This window comes from Corynebacterium sp. S7 (genome assembly GCF_054401105.1).
The window spans coordinates 1294217-1319409 of the sequence record NZ_CM136760.1 but is presented as its reverse complement, the minus strand read 5'-3'; the positions used below and the strand labels follow the sequence as shown (position 1 = coordinate 1319409).

The 25193-nt window shown below is 57.8% G+C and carries 24 protein-coding genes; 5 read left to right on the top strand and 19 right to left on the bottom strand.

What is annotated here, in order from left to right; all coding sequences use genetic code 11:
- The first annotated feature begins 9 nt into the window (after window positions 1-9).
- Window positions 10-687, top strand: coding sequence for an exonuclease domain-containing protein (locus ACXZ66_RS06355; RefSeq protein WP_458751043.1), 678 nt, complete (start codon window positions 10-12; stop codon window positions 685-687).
- 4 nt (window positions 688-691) lie between these two features.
- Here ACXZ66_RS06355 and ACXZ66_RS06350 read toward each other — a convergent pair whose 3' ends face one another.
- Window positions 692-1576, bottom strand: coding sequence for a uroporphyrinogen decarboxylase/cobalamine-independent methonine synthase family protein (locus ACXZ66_RS06350; RefSeq protein ID WP_458751042.1), 885 nt, complete (start codon window positions 1574-1576; stop codon window positions 692-694).
- Window positions 1577-1613: 37 nt separating this feature from the next.
- Window positions 1614-2693, bottom strand: coding sequence for a tRNA 2-thiouridine(34) synthase MnmA (gene mnmA, locus ACXZ66_RS06345; RefSeq protein ID WP_458751041.1), 1080 nt, complete (start codon window positions 2691-2693; stop codon window positions 1614-1616).
- 25 nt (window positions 2694-2718) lie between these two features.
- Here mnmA and ACXZ66_RS06340 point away from each other — a divergent pair, with 25 nt between their 5' ends.
- Complete coding sequence (locus ACXZ66_RS06340) at window positions 2719-3528, top strand: spermidine synthase (RefSeq protein WP_458751040.1); 810 nt, start codon at window positions 2719-2721, stop codon at window positions 3526-3528.
- On the opposite strand, the gene ACXZ66_RS06335 is transcribed toward ACXZ66_RS06340, so the two are convergent.
- On the bottom strand, window positions 3516-5939 hold the full coding sequence (locus tag ACXZ66_RS06335) for a bifunctional lysylphosphatidylglycerol flippase/synthetase MprF (protein ID WP_458751039.1): 2424 nt from the start codon (window positions 5937-5939) through the stop codon (window positions 3516-3518). The genes ACXZ66_RS06340 and ACXZ66_RS06335 overlap by 13 nt on opposite strands.
- Window positions 5936-7168: an alpha/beta hydrolase gene (locus ACXZ66_RS06330; RefSeq protein ID WP_458751038.1), complete on the bottom strand. Its 1233-nt coding sequence runs from the start codon at window positions 7166-7168 to the stop codon at window positions 5936-5938. The genes ACXZ66_RS06335 and ACXZ66_RS06330 overlap by 4 nt, the downstream gene beginning before the upstream one ends.
- 50 nt (window positions 7169-7218) lie before the next feature.
- Here ACXZ66_RS06330 and ACXZ66_RS06325 point away from each other — a divergent pair, with 50 nt between their 5' ends.
- The gene (locus tag ACXZ66_RS06325) at window positions 7219-7842 is read left to right on the top strand and encodes a lipase family alpha/beta hydrolase (RefSeq protein WP_458751037.1); all 624 of its coding nucleotides are present in this window, start codon (window positions 7219-7221) and stop codon (window positions 7840-7842) included.
- A 4-nt stretch (window positions 7843-7846) separates the two neighbouring features.
- Here ACXZ66_RS06325 and ACXZ66_RS06320 read toward each other — a convergent pair whose 3' ends face one another.
- The 7 genes from ACXZ66_RS06320 to ACXZ66_RS06290 form a co-directional block, all read right to left on the bottom strand.
- Window positions 7847-8866 carry a glycoside hydrolase family 25 protein gene (locus tag ACXZ66_RS06320; RefSeq protein ID WP_458751036.1) on the bottom strand — a complete coding sequence of 340 codons (1020 nt, stop codon included), beginning with the start codon at window positions 8864-8866 and terminating at the stop codon, window positions 7847-7849.
- Between the two features lie 76 nt (window positions 8867-8942).
- On the bottom strand, window positions 8943-10067 hold the full coding sequence (locus tag ACXZ66_RS06315) for a cysteine desulfurase family protein (protein WP_458751035.1): 1125 nt from the start codon (window positions 10065-10067) through the stop codon (window positions 8943-8945).
- Window positions 10064-11014 carry an electron transfer flavoprotein subunit alpha/FixB family protein gene (locus tag ACXZ66_RS06310; RefSeq protein ID WP_458751034.1) on the bottom strand — a complete coding sequence of 317 codons (951 nt, stop codon included), beginning with the start codon at window positions 11012-11014 and terminating at the stop codon, window positions 10064-10066. Before ACXZ66_RS06310 ends, ACXZ66_RS06315 begins: the two co-directional genes overlap by 4 nt.
- 26 nt (window positions 11015-11040) lie before the next feature.
- Complete coding sequence (locus ACXZ66_RS06305) at window positions 11041-11835, bottom strand: electron transfer flavoprotein subunit beta/FixA family protein (protein WP_458751033.1); 795 nt, start codon at window positions 11833-11835, stop codon at window positions 11041-11043.
- 72 nt (window positions 11836-11907) lie between these two features.
- Window positions 11908-13080, bottom strand: coding sequence for a THUMP-like domain-containing protein (locus tag ACXZ66_RS06300; RefSeq protein ID WP_458751032.1), 1173 nt, complete (start codon window positions 13078-13080; stop codon window positions 11908-11910).
- Complete coding sequence (locus ACXZ66_RS06295) at window positions 13067-13933, bottom strand: NUDIX hydrolase (RefSeq protein WP_458751031.1); 867 nt, start codon at window positions 13931-13933, stop codon at window positions 13067-13069. Before ACXZ66_RS06295 ends, ACXZ66_RS06300 begins: the two co-directional genes overlap by 14 nt.
- Before the next feature lie 35 nt (window positions 13934-13968).
- Entirely contained in the window at window positions 13969-14766 is a 798-nt protein-coding gene (locus ACXZ66_RS06290; protein ID WP_458751302.1) for an ABC transporter ATP-binding protein, read from the bottom strand.
- Between the two features lie 220 nt (window positions 14767-14986).
- Here ACXZ66_RS06290 and ACXZ66_RS06285 point away from each other — a divergent pair, with 220 nt between their 5' ends.
- Entirely contained in the window at window positions 14987-17014 is a 2028-nt protein-coding gene (locus ACXZ66_RS06285; RefSeq protein WP_458751030.1) for a maltotransferase domain-containing protein, read from the top strand.
- Between the two features lie 130 nt (window positions 17015-17144).
- A complete protein-coding gene (glgB, locus tag ACXZ66_RS06280; protein ID WP_458751029.1) occupies window positions 17145-19352 on the top strand; it encodes a 1,4-alpha-glucan branching protein GlgB in 2208 nt (735 codons plus the stop codon).
- A 17-nt stretch (window positions 19353-19369) separates the two neighbouring features.
- Here the strand turns inward: glgB and ACXZ66_RS06275 are convergent, their stop codons facing one another.
- From ACXZ66_RS06275 to ACXZ66_RS06240, 8 genes are all read right to left on the bottom strand, one after another.
- Window positions 19370-20257 carry a co-chaperone YbbN gene (locus ACXZ66_RS06275; RefSeq protein ID WP_458751028.1) on the bottom strand — a complete coding sequence of 296 codons (888 nt, stop codon included), beginning with the start codon at window positions 20255-20257 and terminating at the stop codon, window positions 19370-19372.
- Complete coding sequence (locus ACXZ66_RS06270; protein ID WP_458751027.1) at window positions 20258-20572, bottom strand: thiamine-binding protein; 315 nt, start codon at window positions 20570-20572, stop codon at window positions 20258-20260.
- A 24-nt stretch (window positions 20573-20596) separates the two neighbouring features.
- On the bottom strand, window positions 20597-20914 hold the full coding sequence (locus ACXZ66_RS06265; RefSeq protein ID WP_458751026.1) for a hypothetical protein: 318 nt from the start codon (window positions 20912-20914) through the stop codon (window positions 20597-20599).
- A complete protein-coding gene (gene nucS, locus ACXZ66_RS06260; RefSeq protein ID WP_458751025.1) occupies window positions 20915-21607 on the bottom strand; it encodes an endonuclease NucS in 693 nt (230 codons plus the stop codon). It lies immediately after the preceding gene.
- 10 nt (window positions 21608-21617) lie between these two features.
- Entirely contained in the window at window positions 21618-22082 is a 465-nt protein-coding gene (locus ACXZ66_RS06255; protein ID WP_458751024.1) for a DUF2550 domain-containing protein, read from the bottom strand.
- A gap of 270 nt (window positions 22083-22352) precedes the next feature.
- On the bottom strand, window positions 22353-22721 hold the full coding sequence (locus tag ACXZ66_RS06250; RefSeq protein WP_458751023.1) for a F0F1 ATP synthase subunit epsilon: 369 nt from the start codon (window positions 22719-22721) through the stop codon (window positions 22353-22355).
- Between the two features lie 9 nt (window positions 22722-22730).
- Window positions 22731-24182 (bottom strand): F0F1 ATP synthase subunit beta, encoded by a 1452-nt coding sequence (gene atpD, locus ACXZ66_RS06245; RefSeq protein WP_458751022.1) that lies wholly within the window; start codon window positions 24180-24182, stop codon window positions 22731-22733.
- Between the two features lie 3 nt (window positions 24183-24185).
- Window positions 24186-25160, bottom strand: a complete 975-nt coding sequence (locus ACXZ66_RS06240; protein ID WP_458751021.1) for a F0F1 ATP synthase subunit gamma — start codon at window positions 25158-25160, stop codon at window positions 24186-24188.
- Window positions 25161-25193 lie beyond the last annotated feature (33 nt).

Genomic DNA, 25193 nt, shown 5'->3' with positions numbered 1-25193 from the left:
CTAAGCCTCATGCCAACCTTCAACGCCTCCCGCATGCTGTCTTTTGATTTGGAAACGACATCAGTCAATCCAGCGGAGGCGCGCATTGTCACTTCGGCGTTGGTGCGCATCGATGGCCGCGACGTGCAGGCGAACGAAACCATGGCTGACCCCGGCGTGGAAATCCCCGAGGAAGCCACCAAGATCCACGGCATCTCCACTGAAAAGGCGCGCGCTGAGGGTCGCCCCCACGACGAGGTGCTTGCCGAGACCGTCCAGGCCATCAAGCAGGGCTGGGAGGACGGCCTGACCCTGATCGTGTTCAACGCCCCTTATGATCTTTCCGTGCTCAGGGCACTTACCGGAGATTTCACTGTAACCGGGCCTGTCTACGATCCCTATGTTATTGACCGCGCTCGCGATCGCTACCGCAAGGGCAAGAAGCGCAACCTCACCGCCCTGTCGGAGTTTTATGGCGTGCAGCTCGACAACGCCCACGAGGCCACCTCCGATGCGCTCGCCGCGGCACGCATCGCATGGAAACAGGTCAAGCAGTTCTGGCCCGAGCTCTCCGAGATGGATGTGGACGAATTGATGGAATACCAGGCCGTGCAACAGTACGAATTGCAGTCGGACCTAAAGAAATTCCTCGAGTCTCGTGGTCGCGATGCCTCCGATGTGGCCACCGGCTGGCCCATGATTGGCTAGCCTTCTAGCTTAGGAAATCTCGCTGCAGGATCTCGTCGTATTCGCGCGCCTGGGCGTAGTTCGCCGCTGCCTCCTTCAGCGTCGCGGCAGGTGGCGCGTAGACGTCCATGTTCGTGGTGGCAGGATCGATTCGCAGCTTATCGACGATGTCCCCGACCCTCTTTGGTTCCATGGGCGCGATGGCGAATCTGTGGCCTTCGCCAAGTGCGGCGCCGGCGTCGTCGAGAAGCTTTGGTGTGTTAAGTGTGGTCAGGTCAACGGTGACCCACTGCGCGCCAAATATCGGTGCCGAGGTGTTGAGCAGGTGTTCGCCGAAGGGTTCGAGGCGCTCGAGGATGTCGCTTTGGTGAACCGCCTTGATAGTTTCGTAATCGGTGGTGCCTTTGAGCTGGCCTGCAATGATTTCGGGCAGGCGCGGTTCGTCGAGCTGGAGCGTGACCTCTGCGTCGAAGCGTGATGCCACGTCGGCGATGTGGCTGCGCGCGGTCTCGAGGAGAGCCTCGGTCATGTCTTTCAGCGCGCCGGGGTCGGTGATGATGCGGTGGCCGTTGGGCATCTCAATATCAGCAGCCAATGTCCAGGGACCGGCGAGCTGCACCTTGATTTTATCGGTGCGCCCGGCCCACGCTTCCTCGAGAAAGTCGAGGTCGCGCTGCATCTGATCGGAGGAGCGCTTGGTTAGAATCTGGGGCCGCGGGGTGACCCGCCAGGAGCGCGCACCGCGATCGACATGGATGGGCAAAAGCGATGCCGTGCGCCCGATTAGGTCCGAGCCGAGGCCACGGTCCGGAAGCTGCGGCACGTGTGGGAGCGGAGATTCGGAAATCACGATGTCGGCGGCCTGGGACAGTGAGGTCCCGGGTAGTTCGCCTAGCCCAAATGCAGTCATAAATGACCAGTCTAATCAGGCTGGAAATTAATGGGGTTTAAGCAGTACCCGAGATCGTGCCCGAACCTAGGACCACGTCTCCGTGCCCGTCTGGGTCTGGCAGGTAGAGCACGGCTGCCTGGCCGCGGGCTACGCCAGAGAGTGGCTCCTTGAGCTGGAGTGTCATCGTGTCGCCTTCAATATTGGCCCAGCAGGACACAACGCCGCCGTGTGCGCGGATCTGCACATTGGCCTCGAACTCACCGCGCATGTCGGGGTGCAGCACCTTCAGGCGATCCGCGGTGATCTCGCGGACCTTCAGCGCCTCGCGGGGACCGACGGTCACGGTACCGGTAGCCGCATCGACGTCGGTGACGTAGCGCGGCTGACCATCGGAAGCGGGAACGCGCAGGTCAAGGCCACGGCGCTGACCAATGGTGTACTGGAAGGCACCGTCGTGCTCCTTGAGCTCGGTGCCGTCCTGGTCCACAACCATTCCGGGGCGCATACCAATGGAGCGACCAAGGAATGCCTGGGTGTTGCCGTCTGGGATGAAGCAGATGTCGTAGGAGTCCGGCTTCGTCGCCGTGGAGAAGCCCTTTGCCTTGGCTTCCTCGCGGATCTGAGGCTTCTCAGTATCGCCGATCGGGAAAATGCAGTGGTCCAGCTCGTCGCGGGTCAGCACACCTAGAACGTAGGACTGATCCTTGAGCGGATCCACGGAGCGACGGAGGTTGCCCTCGTCGTCGATAATTGCGTAGTGCCCCGTGGCCACCGCATCGAAGCCCAGCGCAATGGCGCGCTCGAGCAGGGCCGCGAACTTGATCTTTTCGTTGCAGCGCAGGCACGGGTTCGGGGTCTCGCCCATGGCATAGGACTCAACGAAGTTGTCAATGACATCTTCCTTGAACCGGTCCGAGAAATCCCAGACGTAGAACGGAATCCCCAGCTTGTCGCACACACGCCGCGCATCGGCGGAATCCTCCAACGAGCAGCAGCCGCGGGCGGATTCGCGGGTTTGTTGGGCGTCTTGAGACAGCGCAAGATGGACGCCGACCACATCATGGCCAGCGTCGACGAGGCGGGAAGCCGCCACTGAGGAATCGACACCACCGGACATTGCAACAAGAACACGCATGTCAGGCAGTGTACCCTCTACATCCATGGCAAGAAAACAGCAGGAAAACCGGACCTTTGAGATAGCAACCGGGATCGCGGAAGTTGTCGAGGAATCAGACGGTTCGATCACGCTGCTGGTCAACGGCGTGCCCTCGTCGAACAATGTGCCCGGCGAACCGGAGCGCCTCGAGTTTGAATACATGCGCTGGATTGCGGCCGGCGTTGAGGAGCTGACCAGCCTGGATAAGCCTGCAGATAAGCCCCGGCTGACCCATCTCGGTGGCGCGGGGTGCTCCCTGGCGCGCTACTTCGCGCACGTGTGGCCTGCCTCGCGCAACACGGTTGTAGAAATTGACATGGAACTCGCCCAGCTGGTGCGTGAGATTTTCGACATACCCAAATCGCCAACCGTGAAAATCCGCGTTGGTGAGGCCCGCGAGGAAACAAATAAATTCGTTCCCGATAGTCGTGACGTGATCATCCGGGACGTCTTCGCCGGAGCCCAGACCCCGCGCGCTCTGACCACGGTGGAGTTTCTTGAGGCGGCGCGGTCGTCGTTAAGCAAGCGTGGCCTCTACATTGCCAACTGTGGCGATCACTCCGATCTGACCAATGCCAAGGAGGAGCTGGCCGGGATGCTGCAGGTGTTTCCGCACGTGGCGGTGATTGCGGATCCGCCGATGCTCAAAGGGCGCAGATACGGCAATATCATACTGCTCGGCGCGGATTTCCCCCTCGAGGCCAGCCAGCAACTGACCAAGCGGCTGCTCCAGGGCGCGGTGCCTGCGCAATTTAAGGACGTGAAGTGGGCGCGCGAGTTCAGCTCAGGCACCCAAGCGCGTCACGACGAGTAACTCTTTGGCTCTTCCTTCTTCGGCTCGTTGTCCTTCCGCGCCTGCAGCCACGCGCGTGCCACGGCGACGGTGTCGGAGGCGCGCATCGTTGGCAAGTAACAGCTCACCACGGCCTGGCCGATGGCCGGCAGGGCGAGTTCGTCGTCGTAAGCAAGCACCCAACTGGTGTGCCCCGGGTGGAACTTATTCTTCGACGAGGCCAGCGAACGGAAGCCATATAGTGGCTCGATGGAATCTCCGGCGCGATCGAGCAGCGTATCCAAAAGTCCCTCGGGCTCGCCGGAGCGCATCAGTGGCGCGCCCGAGAGCGAAATCCACTCGATGCCCTCGCCATTGGCGTGGATCATGGCTTCGGCAATAAGGAACTCAATGGCCGGGCGCCACCCCTGCGCGTCGCGGCGCATGAAGTCGAGGGTGTATCCGTCAATCTTGCCCTCTTTGTACACCGGCAACCAACTGGTCACGCCGTGTACGGCGCCCTTTTCGTCGATGGCGAGAAGCAGCGAAGTATCTGGATCCTTGAGTTCCTCGAGCCCTCCCAAGGTAAAGCCCATTTCTGGCAGTGCCTTTTCTGCCACCCACGCCTCGGAAAGTGCAATAACGCGCTCACGGGTATCAAAGTCAAGCTCGTTCCAGGTAGTCCATTCCGCGCGCACACCCTCTTTTGCGGCGTGGTTGCGGGCAGTGCGGATGTTCTGGAATTTCTTGCCCTTGAACTCGACGTTGGTGGCATCCAACACCGATTCCTCGGCGACATGGACCTGGCGGAAGCCTGGGCGCTCAAATTCCTCGCGCACCGAGTACCAGGCAACGCGCGCGCCCATGCCCTGGACATACTTTTCAAATTCCTCCGCGATCGCGTCACGAGTATCGCCCTCACCGACAATCGGCTCGCCGACGCTGACCGCGATACCGTTCTTCAACCTGTACGCAACGTAGCCATTGCCACTGAAGAAGTATTTGTTTCCGTCCCACAGCGTCATCCACGAGAGGTGGTCACCGGTACCGGCTTTGAGCAGAGTGTGCGCCTTGTCACGATCGCGTGACGACGATCGGTCGGCCGCACTTGCGGTAACCCGGTACAGAGCAACCAGTGCGACGATCCAGAAGATCACGCCGACCCACTCGTAGATGAAGGTAGAGATATGCGAGGTAGGCACAGCCTGAGTTGGGAAGAACAGGTTAAATACAGGAGGCAGGTACCGCCGTGGAAGCTCGAGGAGAACCTCCGTGAAGGTCAGGTGCGGTGTAAACCTGTGCGAGAAGGCGCTCGCACCGACGATCCAGGCCACGGCCGTGACAAGGAATGCAGCGAGCACAATCAAGGTGTTGTTGCGCGCGGCCGAGGTGTTGATCCGGACGTAGAAGTGCCGGTAGGTTCGAATCAGGACGGCGCTGCACACGATCCATGGCAGCAACAGGAAGAAGAGGTTCACGCCGAAGAGTTCAGCCGGAAGATTCGACGGTGTGACAACGACCTGCGCGGAAATCACGGCGATGGTGACAATTTGAGTCAAAATCGCCAAAATCCATGACAACCTGCGCCCGCGCACCAAGCCGTAAGCGATGACGAGCTGGAGGATGAATGGAACCAGGTTGCTTAAGGTCGGGCCGATGCCGCTGAGCTGGTTGATTGTGGTTGCATCGAAGCAAGCAACACTATTTGGATCCTCGGTGCACAACTTGTGCACCATGTGCCCGGAGACAGTGGGCTGCCACAGCAGCTGAGTCACCAGCGAGAAAGGACCATCAGATTGAGGATTAATGGCAGAAAGCAGCGGACCAACAGCCACCGAGGTATAGACCAAGGCCACCAGGATGCGGGCCTCTCGGATGGACATGGAAGGCTTTTTCAGGGTGAACGTTTGCCCAGTGAGCACTTCACCTGCCAGAACACCAAAGGCAACACCAACAGCCGCAACGACCCACACCAACGTACCTGCATACAGCACCATGGTTGCAGAAAGCGCAATCAGGAAGACTCGTAAGCGGCGTTTCCACAACAGTGGCATCCACGCGGTAGCCGCGGCGGTGGTGGTGAACAACCAGCCCAGCGGCGACAAGTAGGTAGCGTTGAGGAGATCCTCTCCCCATTCGTTGAAGCCCAAGTTCTCAATGATTTCGGCAGCGAGGAAACCGAGAGGGACCGAGATCATCTGCGAGGCGAACGCCACAATCAGGTAGCGCCTCGAGCCGAAGGCAACCTCGGCTGCTCCACCGAGTGCGATAACCGCCAGTGTCACCATGATCAGTGGTACCCAGTGGTCGGTAGTCATGCCCGAGGTAAACAGGTGCCAACCTTCTGCATCTCCTGAACCGGTCAGGGCCAAGTTATCGCGCAGTGGATAGAGCACCCACAGCAACACGGCGCCGATCAGCGAGAGCCGGATTCTTTTCAATAACTCGATCATTTGATCCCTCCGAACTTCGCTACTTCTTCGAAGCTTTGTCGCAGGGCTTGGCGCCACACGGAATAGCTATGCCCGCCCGGGACGGTTTTATAGGAGGTGTCCATCCCGGCTGCTTGGGCAAGTTGATTCATTGTGGTCAAGGCGTTCATCGATTCTTTATCCTTATCCCCTGCGATAAAGATGCCCTTCAAGTGTGCATACTTATCGGTGCCCACCGCCTGGCGCATTAAATTGGCCGGGTTTACGGCTTGGAAGGCCTGCTCGTCGCCGCCGAAGAAGGTATCCACAGTCTTTTGGTGCGTGCCGATGCTTGGCTCTGCTTGGCCCGAGAAGTCCAAGAACATGCCATAGGACTGCGGGCTGTTTGTGATCACTTGGAGAGCACACGTGCCTCCGTAGCTTAGCCCGCCAATAGTCCAAGTTTTCTGGTCTCTATTCACGTTAAATGTTTGATTAATGGCCGTAGGAACCGTCTCTGCGAGGTAGGTCTGCACCTGATAGTCCGGCCCATCGAAGCAGGCAGGATTTCCATTGAAGGTACCTGTGCCATCGACGCTAATAATCACCGGTGACTCACCATTGTGTTGGATCTGGAAGTCATCTGCCGTTTGGCTCGCCTGGCCCACGGTAAACCACTGCCCTGGCTCGCCGGGATTGCCGGCCATGAGCACGAGGACCGGCAAGTTGGAATTTGTCCAATAGGCAGGAGGAACGTAGGCCACCGCATCTCGCATCGGGGCGATCGGAACCGTCACCAGCGCACCAACATCGCGGCCGTTGAGCTGTGGCGGCTGCGTCGAGGCTTTGAACTCATCAAGGCTCATCGACACCGTGACAGGCTGAGGGTTGAACGAGCCAATCGTCGGAAATTGCTGATATTGCAGGTTGGCTACCAAATACGCATTTCCCACTGCAATCACGGCCAGAATTGCCAGCAAGATGCGCCGACCGCGCTGCGTAAACGCACTCGCCAGAACAAAGGCCGCGGCGGTACCTGCGATAAATATCTCGATCGGGATCGTGTCAGGGAAAGGCTTCGGCCACACTGCGAAGATAAACCACGCGATCACACCAATAATCAGAGCAATAATCAGCGCAATGGTGGTGCGAACCCGCAGGGATTTCCGAAAGAAACCCCAGGCAGCAACGGCCGTGGTGATCAAGACGATCAAATAGATCGTAATTAGAGCTGGAGTATTTACCAGCGAAATTGAACGTATCAACTCCATTTGATTAGGTTTACACCTTGCTGTCTAGTTTCGCTCTATTCTTGAGCTTTATGGGAATTGCTTCTTACCTACCTCGCCTTCGTCATCCAACCTTAGCGCAGCTCCCGCAGACCAGCGATAGAATCGTCGTCGCGCTTCACGGTACTTTGGGTCACCCCCGCAGCTTCGATGTCCTCGCCCGCGATCTCCCCTGCCCCGTGGTCCAACTACCCTACGGTCACCGCGGGACAGTACCGGTAGAGGAAGCCGTCGGCGAGGTAGCAGATTATCTTGCGGCCATTCCACAACGCGTGACGACGATTGACCTGGTCGGTCACTCTCTCGGCGGTCTTATTGCGCCTGGCGCAGCCCACGACCCGCGTCTTGCGGGAAAGATTGACACAATCGTCGGCTTAGGTGCCTCGTGGCGAGGTGTCCCTGTGACCGGCAACCCTGTGAGCCGGTGGTTTCAGGCGAAAGTGCTGGGCGAGTCTTTCGTGGACATTATGCGCCCTGAACCTGCGAAAGCCCCCATTCCCGAAGGAGTGAGGGTGGTCTCGATTATTTCATCGGAGGATAAACAGGTGCCTGAATCGTCGTCACGCCTTGGCACCGTTGTCTGCCTGGGACCTGTAGTCCATGGGGACCTGCCGCTGCATACCGATGCCGTGAAGTGGGCGCTTCGAATGGAATGAAATACTAGAGAGTTGCGATGACCTCGTACACCTGGTCGATCTGCTGCTGGGTGACGGGGATTTCGCCGGTGTCCTTGCGCTGCAACAGGACCTGTTCGATCTGGGCTGCATCAGACTCGTTCAGGCCAGTTTCGTTGGCTACTTGGGCTGCCTCTGTGCCCGCAGCACCTGATTGGACTGCATTAAGCACGTTCCCGAGCAGCGTGGAACTTTCTTGCTCAAGGCGTGTGATGACTTCGCTGCTTGGCATCTGCGTCGTTTCGAAGATACCGCCAGCGGCTTGGGTGTTTCCTGCAGCGAAGGCCTGCAGCTGAGCTTCGGTGCCATTGAAGTAGTTCAGGTCAACCTGGGAATCCACTCCGGGCACAGTGCCGGTTTCCGAGCGTTGCCAGAAAGACACGGTGCTCCACCCACCTACGGGCGCTGGCGCATTGCTTTGGTAGGCAGCCAGCCACAGCGGGTAGTTAGAAAACTCAGTGGTGTTGGCCATGTCCTCTACCCAGAAGTAGCGGTAGGTGTAGATCATGGGAGTCTCGCCTGTTTGTGCCTGCAGGGTCTGCAAGAAGGTGCGGGTCCAGTTCTGTAGATCGACGGCATTGAGGCCGTCGGTCTCCTCCAAGTCGAGAACCGGTGGAAGCGAGGTCGGCGTGCCGGAGTTGATCACAGACGCGAAGTAGGTAGCCTGGGCACGCGGATCGGAGTCCGGCCTGGCGTAGTGATAAGCACCAGTCATCAAACCTGCCGCGTTTGCGGAAGCGATGTCCTCGGCGTAAAAGTCATTTGCCCAGCCATGGCCTTCGGTGGCTTTGACATAGGCGAAGCGTTGACCGCTGGCTGCGACGCTGCTCCAATCGATGGGTGCACCACCGGGACGCTGGTGGCTAGCCACGTCGATTCCCGACGGGGCGACAGAAGATTGTGCTTGAGCTTTAGAAGAAAGTGGGATGACAAGAAAACCCACCGCAGCGAAGAGCGCGACGAGCATGGCTACTGTAAAAGATCGTAGATTCAGGCTTAAACGCATGATGGCAAGGCTACATCACATTAAACGCATACACCACATTATTAACAATAATCACAATAGTCACATTGGAAACATTTTAAAAGTTGCCTGCTAGACGCGCCCTTTGCACCACAAGAGAAATATTTTCAATCACATAGTCAACGTCTTCTTCCGTAGTCGTTCGACCCAAGGTAAAACGTAAAGCCCCGATTCCTGTCTTTTCATCAACCCCCATCGCCTCTAACACATGACTCATGCGGGTCACGCCGGAATTACACGCCGAACCGGTAGCCGCCTCGATCCCCAGGCCATCGAGCAACATGATCAGGGAATCCCCATGTGCACCAGCAAAAATGAAGTGGGCATGCCCAACAAGCGCGGGCTCGCGCGTTGTAACCGTCAGGTCAGGAACCTGGACTTTCACACCCTCGATGAGCCGATCGCGCAGTGCGGAGATCCGAGCATTCTCGGTATTCATCTCACGGACCGATTCTTCCAAGGCCGCTGCCGTGGCAGCTGCCGTAGCTACGTCGACGGTCCCCGACCGAATCCCGCGTTCCTGGCCTCCACCCAGGGTGAGTGGCTGGGGCGCAGGCGAACGCTTAGCCAAAAGGATACCGGCACCCCGCGGCCCACCGAATTTATGCGCGCTCATCGCTATTGTCGTAGCACCGAGCTCGTGGAAATCGATCGGGAGATGCCCAGCAACTTGGACGGCATCAATATGGACTGGCGTGCCCTGTGCCGAAGCCCTAGAAACAACCTCTCCTACCGGTTGAATCGCACCGGTTTCGTTATTCGCCCACATGCACGCAGCCACGGCGGCCGGCCTGTCCAGTGCAGAAAGTTCTCGAATGTGCCCACTGCGCTCGACGGGCAGCAATTCCACTTCTGCGCCTGATGCCTGAAGCGACTTCACCGTTTCCAGTACGGCAGCGTGCTCAATCGGAGTAGATACCACTCGATCAAGTTCAGAGGCTTGATATAAGCCTCTTACGGCGATGTTATTCGCCTCTGTGCCTGAGCCTGTAAACACTACTTCCACGGGATCCGCGCCAAGCAGCTCGGCAATTTTCTCCCGGGACTCGGCCAAAACCGAATTGGCCTTACGCCCCGAGGTGTACTGTCCCCCGGGGTTGAGTGCTCCGGCGTGTTCGACCCATGCTTCGATCGCCGACTGGCGCATGGGAGTTGTCGCCGCGTGATCGAAGTAGTGCGTCACTTTCGCTTGCCTAGTTCCTCGATCAGTGCCGGGACGATTTCTTCCACATCGCCGACAATGCCAATGTCTGCGATCTGGAAAATCGGCTCGTCTTGGTCTTGGTTTACCGCGACGATCGTGCCCGCAGTCTGCATACCCGAGAGGTGCTGGATCGCACCGGAGATACCCAGTGCGAAATACAGGTCCGGCGAGACAGTCGCACCAGTCTGGCCAATCTGAGCAGTCGCAGGAGCCCAGCCCTCGTCGACAGCATCGCGGGTCGCGCCCACTGCCGCGCCCAAGGTATCAGCCAGAGGCTCGACGAATTCCGCGAAGCCGTCCTCGCCTACGCCACGACCACCAGCAACAACCACTGTTGCCTGGTTCAGGTCCGGGCGATCACCCTGTACCGCAGGAGTAAAGGATGCCACGACAACGTCCTTCGGGGTGGCCGGAGGAAGCGGCATCGGCGCAAGCTGGCCCGCTGCTGCCTCAGGTACAGCCTTAATGGAGCCTGGGCGCACCGTATAAATCGGGCAGGCACCGCCAGCCGCGGTGGTGGTGACAACTGAGCCACCGAAAATCTCGTGGCGAGCAGTACCGCCAGCTTCGATGCCCACCACGTTGGTCAGCACACCCGAAGCCAGACGTGCCGCCAAACGGCCCGCGATCTCGTTGCCAGCAGCCGTAGCTGCAATGACAATCGGTGCAGGGTTCGCAGCACCGAGAGCATGGAGTGCATCGACCTCGGGCAGGACCAGACGGGATGCGTAATCGGGTGCGGAAGCATCAATTACCTGGGCTGCACCAGCCTCAGCAAGTGCAGGAGCCAAGGATGCAGCCTGTCCCGGCGCACCAACAACCACGGCGGAGACAACACCGAGTGGACGTGCCGCTGTAATGAGTTCATTGGTCACAGGGTTGAGGTGGCCAGCTGAGTGCTCGACTAGAACATAAACGTGAGACATAATTCTTTGTTCCCCTTAGACCTTTCCTAAATCAGAGACTTTTCAGCAAGCTTGGCTACAACCTGCGCCGCAATATCTGCAGCGGAGCCAGAATCAATCAGCTCACCGGCAGTACGCGATGGAACGGTTGTTGCAGATTGCACCACGGTGGCAGAGTGGCTGAGGCCCACCTGGCCGGCATCCACACCAATGGAACTAAGATCCAAGTTCTTAATTTCATGCTTCTTCGCTGCCTGCAGACCCTTGAAATTAGGGAAACGAGGCTTCGCCGCATTCTCCGTTACCGAGACAATTGCCGGCAAAGTAGCCTCCAGCTCCCAGGTACCGCGCTCATCCTCTCGGGTCGCGGTAACTTTGTCACCAGAAACGGAGACCGCGCCAACCTGGGTCAGCGCAGGAATCTGGCGGTATTCCGCAAGCAAACCAGCCAGAGTACCGGTGGAACCGTCGGAGGACTGGTTACCGGTGATAATAAGAGCTACGTCTTCGATGGTGTTGAGCGCATTTGTCAGGGCCCATGCTGTTGCTACAGCATCGGAGCCAGCCAGGGCCTCGTCGCTAAGCAAAGCTGCGTCATCCGCGCCCATCGCGAGTGCCTTGCGCAGCGCTTCGTCCGCACCGCTGGGGCCCATGGACAGTGCAACAACCTGGAAGCGCTCGGGATCTGCTTCCTTGATCTGCAGCGCGGTCTCAACTGCATATTCATTAATCTCGTCGATGATGGAATCGACGTTGGTCCGGTCAAGAGTGTTATCAGATTCCAGGACCTTGGTGGACCAGGTATCAGGCACATTCTTCACAAGCACCACGATGGTGGCCATAAAAGCACTCACCTTCCAATTGGCAAATTTTATCGGCAGATTTTGTCGAAGATTTCTGGGACTCAGGTTACCCTAATCCGAAAGTTGGCTATAACGCTCCCCTGAGCGCTCCCTCGCACCACAGAGGAAGGCCGTTGCCGTCGACCCGATGCGCGCGATGATCACGCCCATGGAGCGCTTCCCTTTAAGTTTCATCTTTTTCCGCAGCTGATCGGGGTCAACGTCGACTCCGCGCACAAGAATCTCGATGGCCCCAGCGTCATATGCCGCAAGGGCTTGCTTTAGCTTTTTCAGGGGCACAGTTTCAATGAATGGAAATCCGCTGGAACCTTCCGGAATTGCCTCGCCGGAAAGAAATGCGATGTGCGAATCCAACATCCACAACCCGTGGCGCGCCGCCCAGCCGCGCACCAATCCCGCACGGATTACCGCGCCGTCCGGCTCGATGATGTAGCGGCCCGGCGCTCGCACATCAACGTCGTCGGGGTCAAGGTCGGTGACGCGTTCGACGACACCTTCGGTGTCGCACACAATCGCTTCACGACGAAGCCCTGTCCCCAGCCCCGGCGTATACAGACACGCCTCTTTCACCGCGCCGCCGACACTACTAATGCTGACCAGGCCCTCCCACTCGGAGTAATCAATCCCCGGGGCGCACTTCACCGCCAGCTCGCGGCCTTGATAGGCCTGAACAAGTTCAGGCAGCGGTGGCATGAGCTTGGCAGGGTCGGTGATCCGGCGCCCACCTACGCGACGTGCAGGATCTGCCACGATCACATCTGCCTGTGAAACCGGGACAGTGGCATCGGCCCGAACAAGCCACGCGTCTTGGCCGAGGTTGTATCGCGCCATGCGCAACCGGGCATGATCGAGGTCGCTTCCCAGCCACTGCATCTCGTGGGCATACACAGCGGGTGCTTCGGTGCCGATTGAGCAGGTAACGTCGTGGACCAGGCGAGCCCCGGCTTGTTTAATTTTACTGGCACGCAGCTCGCTGACTATCGCCGAGGTGGCCTGCTGCGCCGCATCCGAGTCCGTCAGCCACCAGGTGGGGAACTTTTCTCCCGCGCTCCGAGAAGCCACGACCAATTCAGTCACTGCCCGGGAATAGTCCCCGAACGCGTCGCGTAAGACTTTGTGATCAGTCAGTGCTGATTTTTTCGTCAGGGCAAGAGCGGCGGTGGTGTCGTCGATACGTGCACGATTTTCGCTTAAATAGCTGATCTCGCTGTCAGTGAAGGCCACCCAGTTTTCCAATCCTGTCCGTTGGTGTGTGCGTAAAAAAGTCCTGGTAGCGCGGAATATGTGTGGGATCGCCTACCACTGGTGCCATGTCTTGCTGCTTCGCGGCTTCGAAGACCTCCTCTACAGTGTGAAACTTGGACAGGTCAAGGATTTGAGCCCACGTTGCCACCGCAAAACGCACAAGTCCCACGCGCCACCCTTCCATGAGAAGAGTCGGCGAGAACCAGTTCGCGTCGTGCGCTTCACCGGTTTCGCCGTCTGGTTCTTGCCCTTCGGGCACTGCGGCTACAAAGCTGAACGTATCAAAGCGATTGCCTGATTCCGAGGTCCCAGCGAACCTTCCCCAGGGCTCCAACAAGTCGGCGTTGACCTTGAGCTTATTGTCCTGCAGCACGTCAGTCAGCGCCAGCTGATGCGATTCAAGCTTGTGGCGAGCATCGGCGTAGGGGCGCGCATCGGGCAAAATCTCACCGGATTCATCGTTGACCAGCAAAATGCCTGTCTCTTCGAACACCTCGCGCACGGCGGCGAAGACAAGAGCATGCGACTTGTATTTTGTTAGACCCAACCTGCGGGCAAAAGAGACCACGGAACGCCCTGTCCAGAGCTCGCCTGAATCCCACGACCGAGGCGGGAAATCCCTACTGTCTACCCCGCCACCGGGAAACACGGTCATGCCGGGGAAATTGCGCATCGTCCGGACGCGTTCTTGCGCCCACACTTCTAGGCCATCGCTGCCATCTCGAACGAGCAACACTGTGGCTGCCAGGCGCCCGCCGTTGTACCCAGTTTTGTCGGTGGGGTCAATATGATCCGCTGCGTCCGCGGACACCGCCCCCTTTGAGCGATGCAACTCCCCACCTCCTAAACTGCTAAACTCCTAATCCCTTAAGCACGGTGTGAACCTCCACGGCGCTTCCTGCGTGCGAAATACCTACCGTCTACCTTATTCAACTCAATGGGCTGATGGTAGGCGGTGGTCAAGTTTTCGCTGGTCAGAACGTCGTCGATAAGTCCTTGGGCAACCACATTACCCTCGTCGAGAAGCATGGCGTGAGTAAACCCATAGGGGATCTCTTCCACGTGGTGCGTGATCATCACGATTGCAGGTGAATCTGGGTCCAAGGCCAGATCTCCAAGATACGCCACCAGATCCTCGCGGCCACCGAGGTCCATGCCAGCACCTGGCTCATCCAAGATGAGCAGCTCCGGATCCGTCATGATGGCGCGCGAAATCAGCACACGCTTGCGCTCACCCTCGGACAGGGTGCCCCAGGTTCGGTCGATCAAGTGCATTGCCCCGAGCTGTTCCAGCTTCTCCGAGGCTTGCTCGTAATCCATGTCGTCGTACACTTCGCGCCAGCGACCCAGAATGGAATAACCAGCAGAGATAACTAAGTCCCCGACTTTTTCCTCGTCGGGAATGCGGTGCGCAACAGCAGCAGAAGTCATGCCAATGGAGGCGCGGAGATCACGCATATCGGTCTTGCCAATCTGCTCGCCCAAAACGAATGCGGTACCAGACGACGGGAACTCTTGGGCTGCCGCGATTTTGACCAAGGTGGTCTTGCCCGCTCCGTTCGGGCCGATGATCACCCACCGCTCGTCGAGCTCGACCTGCCAATCCACGGGACCGACAAGAGTATTTCCGCCACGCCGAACCTCGACGCCACGGAAATCGATCATGAGGTCAGGATCGGTGGGCTCGATTGCCTTCTCTGGATTAGTTTCAGGAGCATTCACAAACCCATTGTGGCTTATTTTCTCGCTCCACGGTGAAAGTGACACGTTTTGACTAAGATCGACCGTGTTAGACATAACCGTTTACAACACCTTGAGCGAATTCGTAGAGGTCTTCATCTGCGATGCACCTCTAGGGCGACACCGTGACTGCGAGCGAGGAATTATGACTGGACGACTCGGAATCGATGATGTTAGGCCCCAAATTTCTGGGCGTACCCTTCCTGCCAAGGCAGCCGTTGGAGAAGTTGTTCCCATCTCCGCGCTAGTGTGGCGCGAGGGCCACGATGCGATTGCAGCAACCGTCGAAATTGTCCCTCCTGCGGGCGGCGAGCCTTTTTCGATTCACATGCAGAAGGAAGAGTTCCGCCCCGACAATGTCCACGCGGTATTCGTGCCGGACACCGAGGGCACCTGGCGCTTCCGCATTGACGCGTGGTCAGACCCAATGGCTACGTGGCGCAACGCAGTAACGAAGAAACTTGCTGCCGGTCAAAGTGCAGAAGAGATGGACAATGACCTCCACCACGGCGCAGATCTTTTTCTCGAGGCAGCAAAAAACGCACCTAAACCTGATGATCAGGTGCTCAAGGATGTCGCTCACTCCCTCGAGGATGAATACCTCTCGCTGCGTGAGCGCATCGAGCAAGCCATGACCGGGGAAGTACTCGATATCCTGGCTGACTACCCGCTGCGTGAACTGGTCACCCGTGGCCCTGTGTGCGAGATCTTGGTTGAGCGCCGCGGTGCCCTGGTCAATTCCTGGTACGAGCTCTTCCCTCGTTCCACCGGTGGCTGGGACGAGGCTGGCAATCCAGTACACGGCACGTTCAAGACCACGGCCGATGCGCTCGAGCGCGTGGCGAAGATGGGCTTTGACACTGTCTACTTTCCTCCTATCCACCCGATCGGCGAGGTCAACCGCAAGGGCAAGAACAACACGCTGACCACCGTTGAAGGCGATGTGGGTTCCCCATGGGCCATTGGTTCTGCGGCTGGTGGCCACGATGCGGTCCACCCAGAGCTAGGCACCGAGGCTGATTTCGCAGCACTCGTCGCACGCGCTGAGGAACTCGGCCTTGAGGTTGCCCTCGACCTCGCACTTCAGGCAGCACCGGATCACCCATGGGCAAAGGACCACCGCGAGTTCTTCACCGAACTCCCCGACGGCACCATCGCGTACGCAGAGAACCCACCGAAGAAATACCAGGACATCTACCCCATCAACTTCGATAATGATCCAAAGGGCATTTACGAAGAGGTGTACCGGGTAGTCATGCACTGGGTGGACCTAGGCGTCAAGACCTTCCGCGTAGATAATCCGCACACCAAACCGGTGAATTTCTGGGAATGGCTGATCACTCGTGTGCATGAGACTCACCCTGAGGTCATCTTCCTCGCCGAGGCATTTACCCGCCCCGCGCGCATGTTCGGCCTGTCAAAGATTGGCTTCAGCCAGTCTTATACCTACTTCACATGGAAGACGTCGAAGGCAGAACTAACGGAGTTCGCAGACTTAGTCATCGAGCGCGCCGATGTCTCTCGCCCGAACCTGTTCGTAAACACTCCGGATATCTTGCACGAGTCGTTGCAAAAGGGTGGCCCTGCAATGTTCGCCATCCGCGCAACTCTTGCTGCCACGATGAGCCCGTTGTGGGGTGTCTACTCCGGGTACGAGCTCTACGAGCACGTTCCGGTCAAGGAAGGCAGCGAAGAATATCTTGATTCCGAGAAGTACCAACTGCGCCCTCGCGACTTTGCAGGCGCGCTTGCTCGTCGTGAATCTTTGGAGCCTTACATCACGACGTTGAACCACATTCGCCGAAAGCAACCGGCTCTTCAGCAGCTGCGCAACCTGCGGTTCCACGAGGTAGATAACGACAACCTGATCGCATATTCCAAGGTGGATTCGCTCACCGGAAACTGTGTTCTCGTTGTGGTGAACCTGGATTCCTATAATTCTCAGGAAGGCATGGTGCACCTCAACCTGGCTGAGCTTGGTCTCAGCGAAGGCGACAGCTTCCGCGTAGACGATCTTGTCAGCGGCTCGAACTACATCTGGGGCGAGCACAATTTCGTGCGGTTGGAACCACTCAACAACGTGGCTCACATCTTCGTTTTGCCGGATGTTGCCCCTGAAAAGCGCGAGCAGTTGGCATGGCGCCAAATTAGCGAGCACGACTACAGGCCGTAATTCCTAATTACCACCCAGAAAGTCGCAGTTATCGACGAGAAACCGCGCTGGAATCAATCTTGCTGCGGTACCGTCGTTAGAGGCACCGCTAAATAATTCACATTAACCACTCTTTTATTAAAGGAACATCATGTCTGAAGGCCAAAACAGCATCGACCCTGTGCTGCTTATTCCGTCCGGCGATCGCGCACGCCTTCTTGAGTGCAGCCACCACGCTCCCCATGATTTTTACGGCTGGCACTCCACGTCGTGGGGTTCTGTCATTCGTACCCGCTTGCTCGGCGCAGAGCGCGTCGAATTAATCATCCACGGTGATTCCCGCGAGATGCTGGATTCAGGAGATGACATCTGGGTCATTGGAATTGACGACGAGCTCACGCCGGACTACCGCTTCCGCGTTTTCTACCCGAACGCAGAGCCAAAGATTATCGCCGATCCGTACCACTTCCTGCCTACCCTGTCGTCGTTCGACTTGCACTTGATCAGCGAAGGGCGCCACGAGCGTCTGTGGGAAGTTCTTGGCGCCAACATTCACACCTACGAAACTGCGATGGGCACCGTTACCGGTACCTCATTTTCGGTGTGGGCGCCGAATGCTCGGGGCGTCGCTGTTATCGGTGACTTCTGTGAGTGGAATCCCAACCAGTATCCAATGCGCGTTCTTGGTTCGACCGGTATTTGGGAGATCTTCATCCCGAACCTCGGTGCCGGCACGACCTACAAGTTTGCAATCCAAACCGCCGAAGGCCACCGCCGCGACAAGGCTGACCCTATGGCGAAGGGCACTCTGGCGCCACCAGAAACTGTGTCCAAAGTCGTCGAATCCGACACCTATGATTGGGCAGACGCTGAGTGGATGAAGGCACGTCCTGAAATTGACCAGACCAATAGCCCAATGAGCATCTATGAGGTGCACCTTGGTTCCTGGCGCTTGGGCGATGGCTACCGCGAACTTGCCGACGATTTGGTCAAGTACGTCTCCGAACAGGGCTTTACGCACGTGGAATTCCTGCCACTGGCTGAGCACCCATTCGGCGGTTCCTGGGGCTACCAAGTCACTGGCTACTACGCTCCGAGTGCACGTTGGGGTAGCGCCGACGATCTCCGTCTGCTGATTGATCGCCTCCACCAGGCGGGTATTGGCGTAATCGTTGACTGGGTTCCTGCCCACTTCCCGAAGGACGATTGGGCGCTGGCTCGCTTTGACGGCACCGCGCTCTACGAGCACCCAGACTGGCGCCGAGGCGAGCAAAAGGAGTGGGGCACCTACGTGTTCAACTTTGGCCGTAACGAGGTGCGTAACTTCCTCGTCGCCAATGCTCTCTACTGGCTGGAAGAGTTCCACGTCGATGGCCTGCGCGTCGACGCAGTGGCCTCGATGCTCTACCTCGACTACTCTCGCGAGTCTGGCGAATGGGTGCCGAACCAGTTTGGTGGTCGCGAAAACCTCGACGCAGTGCAGTTCCTCCAGGAAATGAACGCCACCGTGCACCGCGAGCACCCAGGCATCGTGACCATCGCCGAAGAATCCACTGCATGGCCTGGCGTGACCGCACGCACCGAGGACAATGGGCTGGGCTTCTCCCTGAAGTGGAACATGGGCTGGATGAACGACACCCTGGAATACTTCAAGCTCGATCCGGTACACAGGTCGTACCACCACAACGAAATCACCTTCTCCATGGTGTACGCCTTCTCCGAGAAGTATGTTCTTCCCTTTAGCCACGACGAGGTTGTTCACGGCAAGGGTTCGCTGTGGGGTCGCATGCCTGGCGACGATTGGAATAAGGCAGCTGGAATGCGCACCCTCTACGGGTACATGTTCTCGCACCCTGGAAAGCAACTGATGTTCATGGGCCAAGAGTTCGGCCAGACCTCTGAGTGGGATGAAGCCCATTCCACTGGTTGGTCCGACCTTGAGGGTTGGGGATCTGAATTCCACCAGGGCATTCAGCGCGTAGTCCGCGACCTGAACGAGGTGTACAAGAATCACCCAGCGTTGTACTCGCAGGACAACACCCCGATGGGATTCCAGTGGATCAAGGGCGACGATTCGGCGAACAACATGCTCTCCTACGTCCGCTGGGGCACCGACAACAAGCCAATCTTGGTTGTGGTGAACCTCTCCGGTACCACCGCGACTGAATACCGCTTGGGTCTTCCTCGTATTGGCGCATGGGATCTGCTTCTGAACACCGATGCGGAAATCTACGAAGGCGCCGGCACCGAGTTAGACACCACCGTCTACACCGAACCTATGAGCTGGGATGGCCAAGACCAGTCAGTCGAGCTGACCATCCCTGCAATGAGTGTGCAGTACTACATCCACCGAGGCTAGAGGCTAGTAGAACTTAGCTAAAACAGTGCGCTGGCCAGGCGTGTCCTGGCTTGCGCCACGCGGGGGTCCGCAGCATCAAAGAGCGCGAACAGTTCTAAAAGGCGCTGCTTAGCGGTCTCTTTATCGGCACCGGCCGTCTGCTCCATGAATGTGAGCAGACGGTCGAATGCTTTTTCAGGGGCACCAGCGACGACTTCTGCATCCGCGGCATCAAGCTGCTTGTCCACATCGTCAGGATGTGCGGCGGCTTCCTCAATCGCATCGGTGTCACGGTTTTGGGGATCGAGACGCTTAATCACAGCAACAGTGGCCTTGGCCTGCTTGATTTCCGCGTTCGCTGGATCCTCGGCGAGGATGTCGTCGTAAAGCTTGGTGGCCGTATCAAAATCTCCGACATTGAGCGCCGCTGTCGCCGCATCGAGACGAGGATCCTCTGGTTCTTCCGGCTCCCCTTGCTCGGGCAAGCCCTGCAGCTGCGGGCCGACCTGCTCGACGAGGCTGTTCACCCACTGGGTAAGCGCATCAGCGGGCTGGCCGCCCTCGAAGGAGGTAACGGGGCGGCCCGCGGCGATAGCCAGCACGGTCGGGATGCCACGAACGCCAAGCGCCTGGGCGATTTGAGGAGTTGCATCGGCATCGACGTAGCCGACGACGAACGCGTTGTTGTTATTCTTCGCCAGTTGCTGGAAATTGGACTTCAGGTCCTCGGAATCTTGGGATCGCGCGGAACCCACGAGGACAATGACGGGAACCTGAACGGAGCGCTGCAGCACCTCGGATTCGAGATTGTCCTCGGTGACGGTAAAAAATCCCTCGACCTTGGAGCTATTCATCTTTTCACGAGCCTCGGACTGTGCCTGCAGCCGACCAAGGTCGACGGCACCGGCGGAATATGGGTTGGTCATTTAGTTCTCCTTTGCCGAATCTAAAGCTTTATTAAGCGAATCCATTTTCTGATGAAGCTGGTCAGTGTAGCCTTCGCGAATATCCGCCTTAATCACAAGAGAAACTCGAGGAGACACGGCCTTTACCGCCTCGGTGGCTCGCTTGATCACGTCCATCACCTCGTCCCACTCGCCTTCGACGATGGTGAACATCGCATTTGTTTCGTGAGGTAAGCCGGATTCATTAACCACCGCCACCGCGCGCGCAACCGCGTCCGCCATTTCGGCGGACGGGTTGCTGGTCACGGTCGGTGCTACAGAGAAAGCAACAATCATGCTTTCTAGTCTAACGAGATTCGCTTATCGACGATCCCAGCAATGCCGGTGCCAATGTCGGCGGTCGTCTTCGCGTCCGCCCGCGTCTCGGGGCCACGCGACGATGTGGGCAACTCCGGGGGGAATGTTCTGATTGCACCCCGGGCAGACATAAAACTTAGTTGCGCGCGAGGAGCCCATGTGGCGCATGAGATAGATTTCGCCATGCGTCCACGAAGGCCCCTCAACTTCTTGGGTGCCCAGATAGGTAGCCCCGTCACGCGGCAATTCGCGTGGCGGTTGGGCGTGCGAACCTCTGCCGCGGCCTGAGTTTCCCTGCGTCCGTCGATTCCGCCTGGGCATTTAAAACAGCCTTAGCTCGTTCGATTCAATACCGCGGAGCTCGTCGTAGTCCAACACAACGCAGCGAATTCCGCGGTCTTCTGCCAGTGTGCGAGCCTGAGGTTTAATCTCTTGGGCTGCAAAGACTCCAACAACAGGCTTAAGTAGCTCGTCGCGATTGAGAAGTTCAAGGTAGCGCGTGAGCTGTTCCACGCCGTCGATGTTTCCGCGCCGCTTTACTTCCACGGCCACAGAGGTGCCGTCACCGGACTTGGCCAACAAGTCAACCGGGCCGATTGGGGTGGGATATTCGCGGCGCACAAGGGAGTAGTCCTCGCCCAACGTTGTAATGTGCTCGGCTAATAGCTCCTGGAGGTGGCTTTCAACGCCGTCTTTCACCAGACCTGGGTCTTCCCCAAGGTGGAAAGTTTTTTCGTCGTGAAGCGTTTCTATTGTGATGCGAAGCTGTTCACCCTTGGGATTTTCCACGACCCAAAGCAGCTCACCGGTATCGTCGCCGTCGATGTCCACGATGGACTCTTCCACGAGGGTGCACGGCGGTGTCATCCAATTCAGGGGCTTGTAGGCACGGTCATCGGCGTGCACGGAGACGGAGCCGTCCGCTTTCACCATAATCAGCCTGTCTGCCATGGGAAGATGGGCATCCAGGCGGCCTACATAGTCAACAGAACAACGAGCAATGACAAGACGCATGCCTACTAGATTAGCCTTGCTCGCGCTGGCGCCCAATCCGCTGGCTGAGCGACTTAAAATCGGCCTTTTCTTGACGTGGATTCGGTGCTGATTCGATCCACGAAATCAATGCCATAATCACATGGCGGTTCGCCGCAATTTCGTAGGTAGCGGACTCCGACTTGACGGTAAGGATGCGGGCTGCCGTGGGCATGAATTCGCGCTCATTGTCCGAGATTTCCCGGTGGCTTTCGACAACTAGATGGGACCGGTCGAGTGTAATGTCAGCGCGAGGAATTAAAGAACGCAGCTTGAAATAGTAAAGGGTATCACCGCTGTACTGAATCTTGCCGTGACGCCATCCATGTTCCCCACTTGCCGGGAGCACCCGAAGCAGCACTGTTGAACCGCGCGAACGAAGAGCAAAAAAGCGCAGGGCAGCGAGCACCATACAGAGGACTGCGAGTGCAATTAGCACCCAACCTATAAACTCCATGGATACTCCCCACGTTATGCTCAAATACCTGCTCCAATACTAGCCGTGGCACCTACGAATGCCTATCCGCCTTCTGGTTGATGCCACGACAACTTCTTCTTGGATTCTTCTTGGAGCTTGAAGTAAAACTGTATGCCACGATATTACTAGCGCCGTCAAACTAGGTCCTGAAAACGATGTGAAAAGACCGGGGTTCTCGATCACAGTGATGTGATCGAGAACCCCGGTCTTTATCAGATTCCCGAGAAGGAAGAAGGCTTACTGCCCTACTTAGTTTTTATCCCGTCGCACAGCTGCAAGAGCTGCTTCAGCACGAGACTTAGTCAGTTCGTCCTCGCTAGAAAGCTCGGACTCTGAGGTGGCTACGTCGACTTCGCTAGCGAAGATCGCGTAGTCAGCCAGAACTGTCACCTTGTCAGCTGTCACGGAGAGGAAGCCACCCTGGACAGCGGCAACAATCTTGTCGCCATCCACAGGGGTGATAGTCACAACGCCATTTTCGGCCAGTTGGCCCAAGAGAGGCTCGTGACCAGGCAGCACGCCGATCTCACCCTCAGTGGTCTGTGCGGTGATGATGCTGGCCTGTCCAGACCAGAGCATGCGATCCACAGAAACCAATTGGACGGTGATGTCAGCCATGGTGCTCTCCTAGTTCTTCTCGTTGAGCTTCTGGTATGCCTTCTCGACATCGTCCAGACCACCGAGGCCGTTGAAGGCCTGCTCTGGATAGTGGTCGAACTCGCCGTTGCAGATCCGGTCGAAAGCGTCGATCGTCTCTTCCAATGGCACGTAGGAGCCTGGCAGACCGGTGAACTTCTCAGCAACGAAGAAGTTCTGGCCCAGGAAGCGCTCAAGCTTACGGGCACGCGTAACGGTCAGCTTGTCTTCTTCACCGAGTTCGTCCATACCCAGAATTGCAATGATGTCCTGCAGCTCTTTGTTCTTCTGCAGAATGTTGATCACGCGCTGGGCAACGTTGTAGTGACGCTCGCCGACGATACCTGGCTCGAGGATACGAGAGGTAGAAGTCAGTGGGTTCACTGCAGGGTAAATACCCTTGGAAGCAATACCACGGTCAAGCTCGGTGGTTGCATCAAGGTGAGCGAAGGTGGTCGCTGGAGCCGGGTCGGTGTAGTCATCGGCAGGAACGTAAACGGCCTGCAGAGACGTAATCGAACGGCCCTTGGTGGAGGTAATGCGCTCCTGGAGCACACCCATCTCGTCAGCCAGGGTTGGCTGGTAGCCCACAGCGGAAGGCATACGGCCGAGAAGGGTGGAAACCTCAGAACCTGCCTGGGTGAAGCGGAAGATGTTGTCAATGAACAACAGCACGTCCTGATCCTGGACATCGCGGAAGTACTCCGCCATGGTCAGACCGGACAGAGCAACACGCATACGAACCCCAGGTGGCTCGTCCATCTGGCCGAAGACAAGGGCGGTATCTGGGAGAACGCCCATCTCGTCCATTTCCAGAATGAGGTCGGTGCCCTCACGGGTACGCTCGCCGACGCCAGCGAAAACGGAGGTACCGGAGAACTCGCGTGCAATACGAGTAATCATCTCCTGGATAAGAACCGTCTTGCCCACACCTGCACCACCGAAGAGGCCAATCTTGCCGCCCCTCATGTATGGGGTCAGCAGGTCGATGACCTTGATGCCGGTTTCTAGGATCTCGGTCTTACCTTCGAGGTCCTTGAACGCTGGAGGCTCACGGTGGATGCCCCAACGCTCGCCATCGACGCCAACGGACGGATCGTCCAAGCAGTCGCCGAGGGCGTTAAATACGTGGCCCTTAACCTGGTCGCCGACTGGAACCGAAATTGGCTTGCCAGTATCGATGACCTGTGTACCACGGACCATGCCGTCGGTTGGGCCCATTGCGATTGTACGCACGAGGTTGTCACCCAAGAACTGGGCGACTTCGAGCGTAACGGTCTTTGCGACTGTCTCGAGAGTGATCTCGACCTGCAGCGCGTTATAAAGATCAGGCATCTCGTCGCGTGGGAACTCCACGTCGACGACTGCGCCGATCACGCGAACAACGCGGCCGGCGGAGGAACCCACCTGCTCGTTGCTCTGCTCTGCGAGAGAGGTTGTCATGTTTTAGTCACTTTCTCCATCGTCGGACAACGCGCCTGCGCCGCCGATAATCTCGGTGATTTCCTGGGTGATTTGTCCCTGGCGGGCCTGGTTAGCTTCACGAGACAGGCCCTTGACCAGATCGTTAGCGTTATCGGTTGCCGCCTTCATAGCTGTGCGTCGTGCAGCAGACTCACTTGCCGATGCTTCCAGGAAAATGGAGTAGAGCGTACGAGAGACATATGTTGGCAATAAGTTTGTCAACAGGGTCTCAGAGTCTGGCTCAAAATCCATCTCTGGGTGCACGTCGCCGGTGATTTCCTGCAACGATTCTTGTTCCAATTCGACAGACTCAACGACCGGCTCAATTGGCAGCAGCTGCTGTACAACCGGCTCTTGGCTCAACATCGAAATGAACTTGGTGTAGACGACGTGTACCTGGTCGAAACCACGTACTGGAACACCTTCTTCACCAGTAAGGCCATCACGCCACTTGGCTTCACCCTTGGAGCTACCAAGGAATCCGTCGATCATGTGACGGCGCACGTTGTGCGTGCCTTCCCACGTCGGATCCTGGGACCAATCAGTCCAAGCACCTGCGATGGCTTGGTTGCGGAACTGGTAGTGCCCCACGCCCTTGCCACCGGTGATGTACCGCACAACCTCGTAGCCATTGTTCTCGAGAAGCTTCTCGAGTTCGCCGGCCTTCTTGAGCACGTTGTGGTTGTAACCGCCGGCCATGCCGCGGTCAGAGGTTACGACGAGAATCGCCGCGACCTTTCCATCCTCACGCTCACGGAGCATGGGGTGGTCCAGGGAGCTAGCGGAAGCAATCCGCTCCATGACGGCTTGCAGCTCGTTTGCGTATGGTAATGCAGCCGAAACGCGCTGCTGGGCCTTGGTGATGCGCGAAGTAGCGATCAGCTCCTGGGCCTTTGTAATCTTCTTCGTTGAGTTGACGGACCGGATTCGGTCACGTAATTCGCGAAGTGTTGCCATGGTTTACTCTCCTCCCTTCCTATTCGTAGACGG

Excerpts from the sequence above, each read along its gene's own strand:
- ACXZ66_RS06355 (WP_458751043.1), top strand. The coding sequence starts at position 10 with ATGCCAACCTTCAACGCCTCCCGCATGCTGTCTTTTGATTTGGAAACG.
- ACXZ66_RS06350 (WP_458751042.1), bottom strand. The coding sequence starts at position 1,576 with ATGACTGCATTTGGGCTAGGCGAACTACCCGGGACCTCACTGTCCCAG.
- mnmA (WP_458751041.1), bottom strand. The coding sequence starts at position 2,693 with ATGCGTGTTCTTGTTGCAATGTCCGGTGGTGTCGATTCCTCAGTGGCG.
- ACXZ66_RS06340 (WP_458751040.1), top strand. The coding sequence starts at position 2,719 with ATGGCAAGAAAACAGCAGGAAAACCGGACCTTTGAGATAGCAACCGGG.
- ACXZ66_RS06335 (WP_458751039.1), bottom strand. The coding sequence starts at position 5,939 with ATGATCGAGTTATTGAAAAGAATCCGGCTCTCGCTGATCGGCGCCGTG.
- ACXZ66_RS06330 (WP_458751038.1), bottom strand. The coding sequence starts at position 7,168 with ATGGAGTTGATACGTTCAATTTCGCTGGTAAATACTCCAGCTCTAATT.
- ACXZ66_RS06325 (WP_458751037.1), top strand. The coding sequence starts at position 7,219 with ATGGGAATTGCTTCTTACCTACCTCGCCTTCGTCATCCAACCTTAGCG.
- ACXZ66_RS06320 (WP_458751036.1), bottom strand. The coding sequence starts at position 8,866 with ATGCGTTTAAGCCTGAATCTACGATCTTTTACAGTAGCCATGCTCGTC.
- ACXZ66_RS06310 (WP_458751034.1), bottom strand. The coding sequence starts at position 11,014 with ATGTCTCACGTTTATGTTCTAGTCGAGCACTCAGCTGGCCACCTCAAC.
- ACXZ66_RS06305 (WP_458751033.1), bottom strand. The coding sequence starts at position 11,835 with ATGGCCACCATCGTGGTGCTTGTGAAGAATGTGCCTGATACCTGGTCC.
- ACXZ66_RS06290 (WP_458751302.1), bottom strand. The coding sequence starts at position 14,766 with ATGATCGATTTCCGTGGCGTCGAGGTTCGGCGTGGCGGAAATACTCTT.
- ACXZ66_RS06285 (WP_458751030.1), top strand. The coding sequence starts at position 14,987 with ATGACTGGACGACTCGGAATCGATGATGTTAGGCCCCAAATTTCTGGG.
- glgB (WP_458751029.1), top strand. The coding sequence starts at position 17,145 with ATGTCTGAAGGCCAAAACAGCATCGACCCTGTGCTGCTTATTCCGTCC.
- ACXZ66_RS06275 (WP_458751028.1), bottom strand. The coding sequence starts at position 20,257 with ATGACCAACCCATATTCCGCCGGTGCCGTCGACCTTGGTCGGCTGCAG.
- ACXZ66_RS06270 (WP_458751027.1), bottom strand. The coding sequence starts at position 20,572 with ATGATTGTTGCTTTCTCTGTAGCACCGACCGTGACCAGCAACCCGTCC.
- ACXZ66_RS06265 (WP_458751026.1), bottom strand. The coding sequence starts at position 20,914 with ATGCCCAGGCGGAATCGACGGACGCAGGGAAACTCAGGCCGCGGCAGA.
- nucS (WP_458751025.1), bottom strand. The coding sequence starts at position 21,607 with ATGCGTCTTGTCATTGCTCGTTGTTCTGTTGACTATGTAGGCCGCCTG.
- ACXZ66_RS06255 (WP_458751024.1), bottom strand. The coding sequence starts at position 22,082 with ATGGAGTTTATAGGTTGGGTGCTAATTGCACTCGCAGTCCTCTGTATG.
- ACXZ66_RS06250 (WP_458751023.1), bottom strand. The coding sequence starts at position 22,721 with ATGGCTGACATCACCGTCCAATTGGTTTCTGTGGATCGCATGCTCTGG.
- atpD (WP_458751022.1), bottom strand. The coding sequence starts at position 24,182 with ATGACAACCTCTCTCGCAGAGCAGAGCAACGAGCAGGTGGGTTCCTCC.
- ACXZ66_RS06240 (WP_458751021.1), bottom strand. The coding sequence starts at position 25,160 with ATGGCAACACTTCGCGAATTACGTGACCGAATCCGGTCCGTCAACTCA.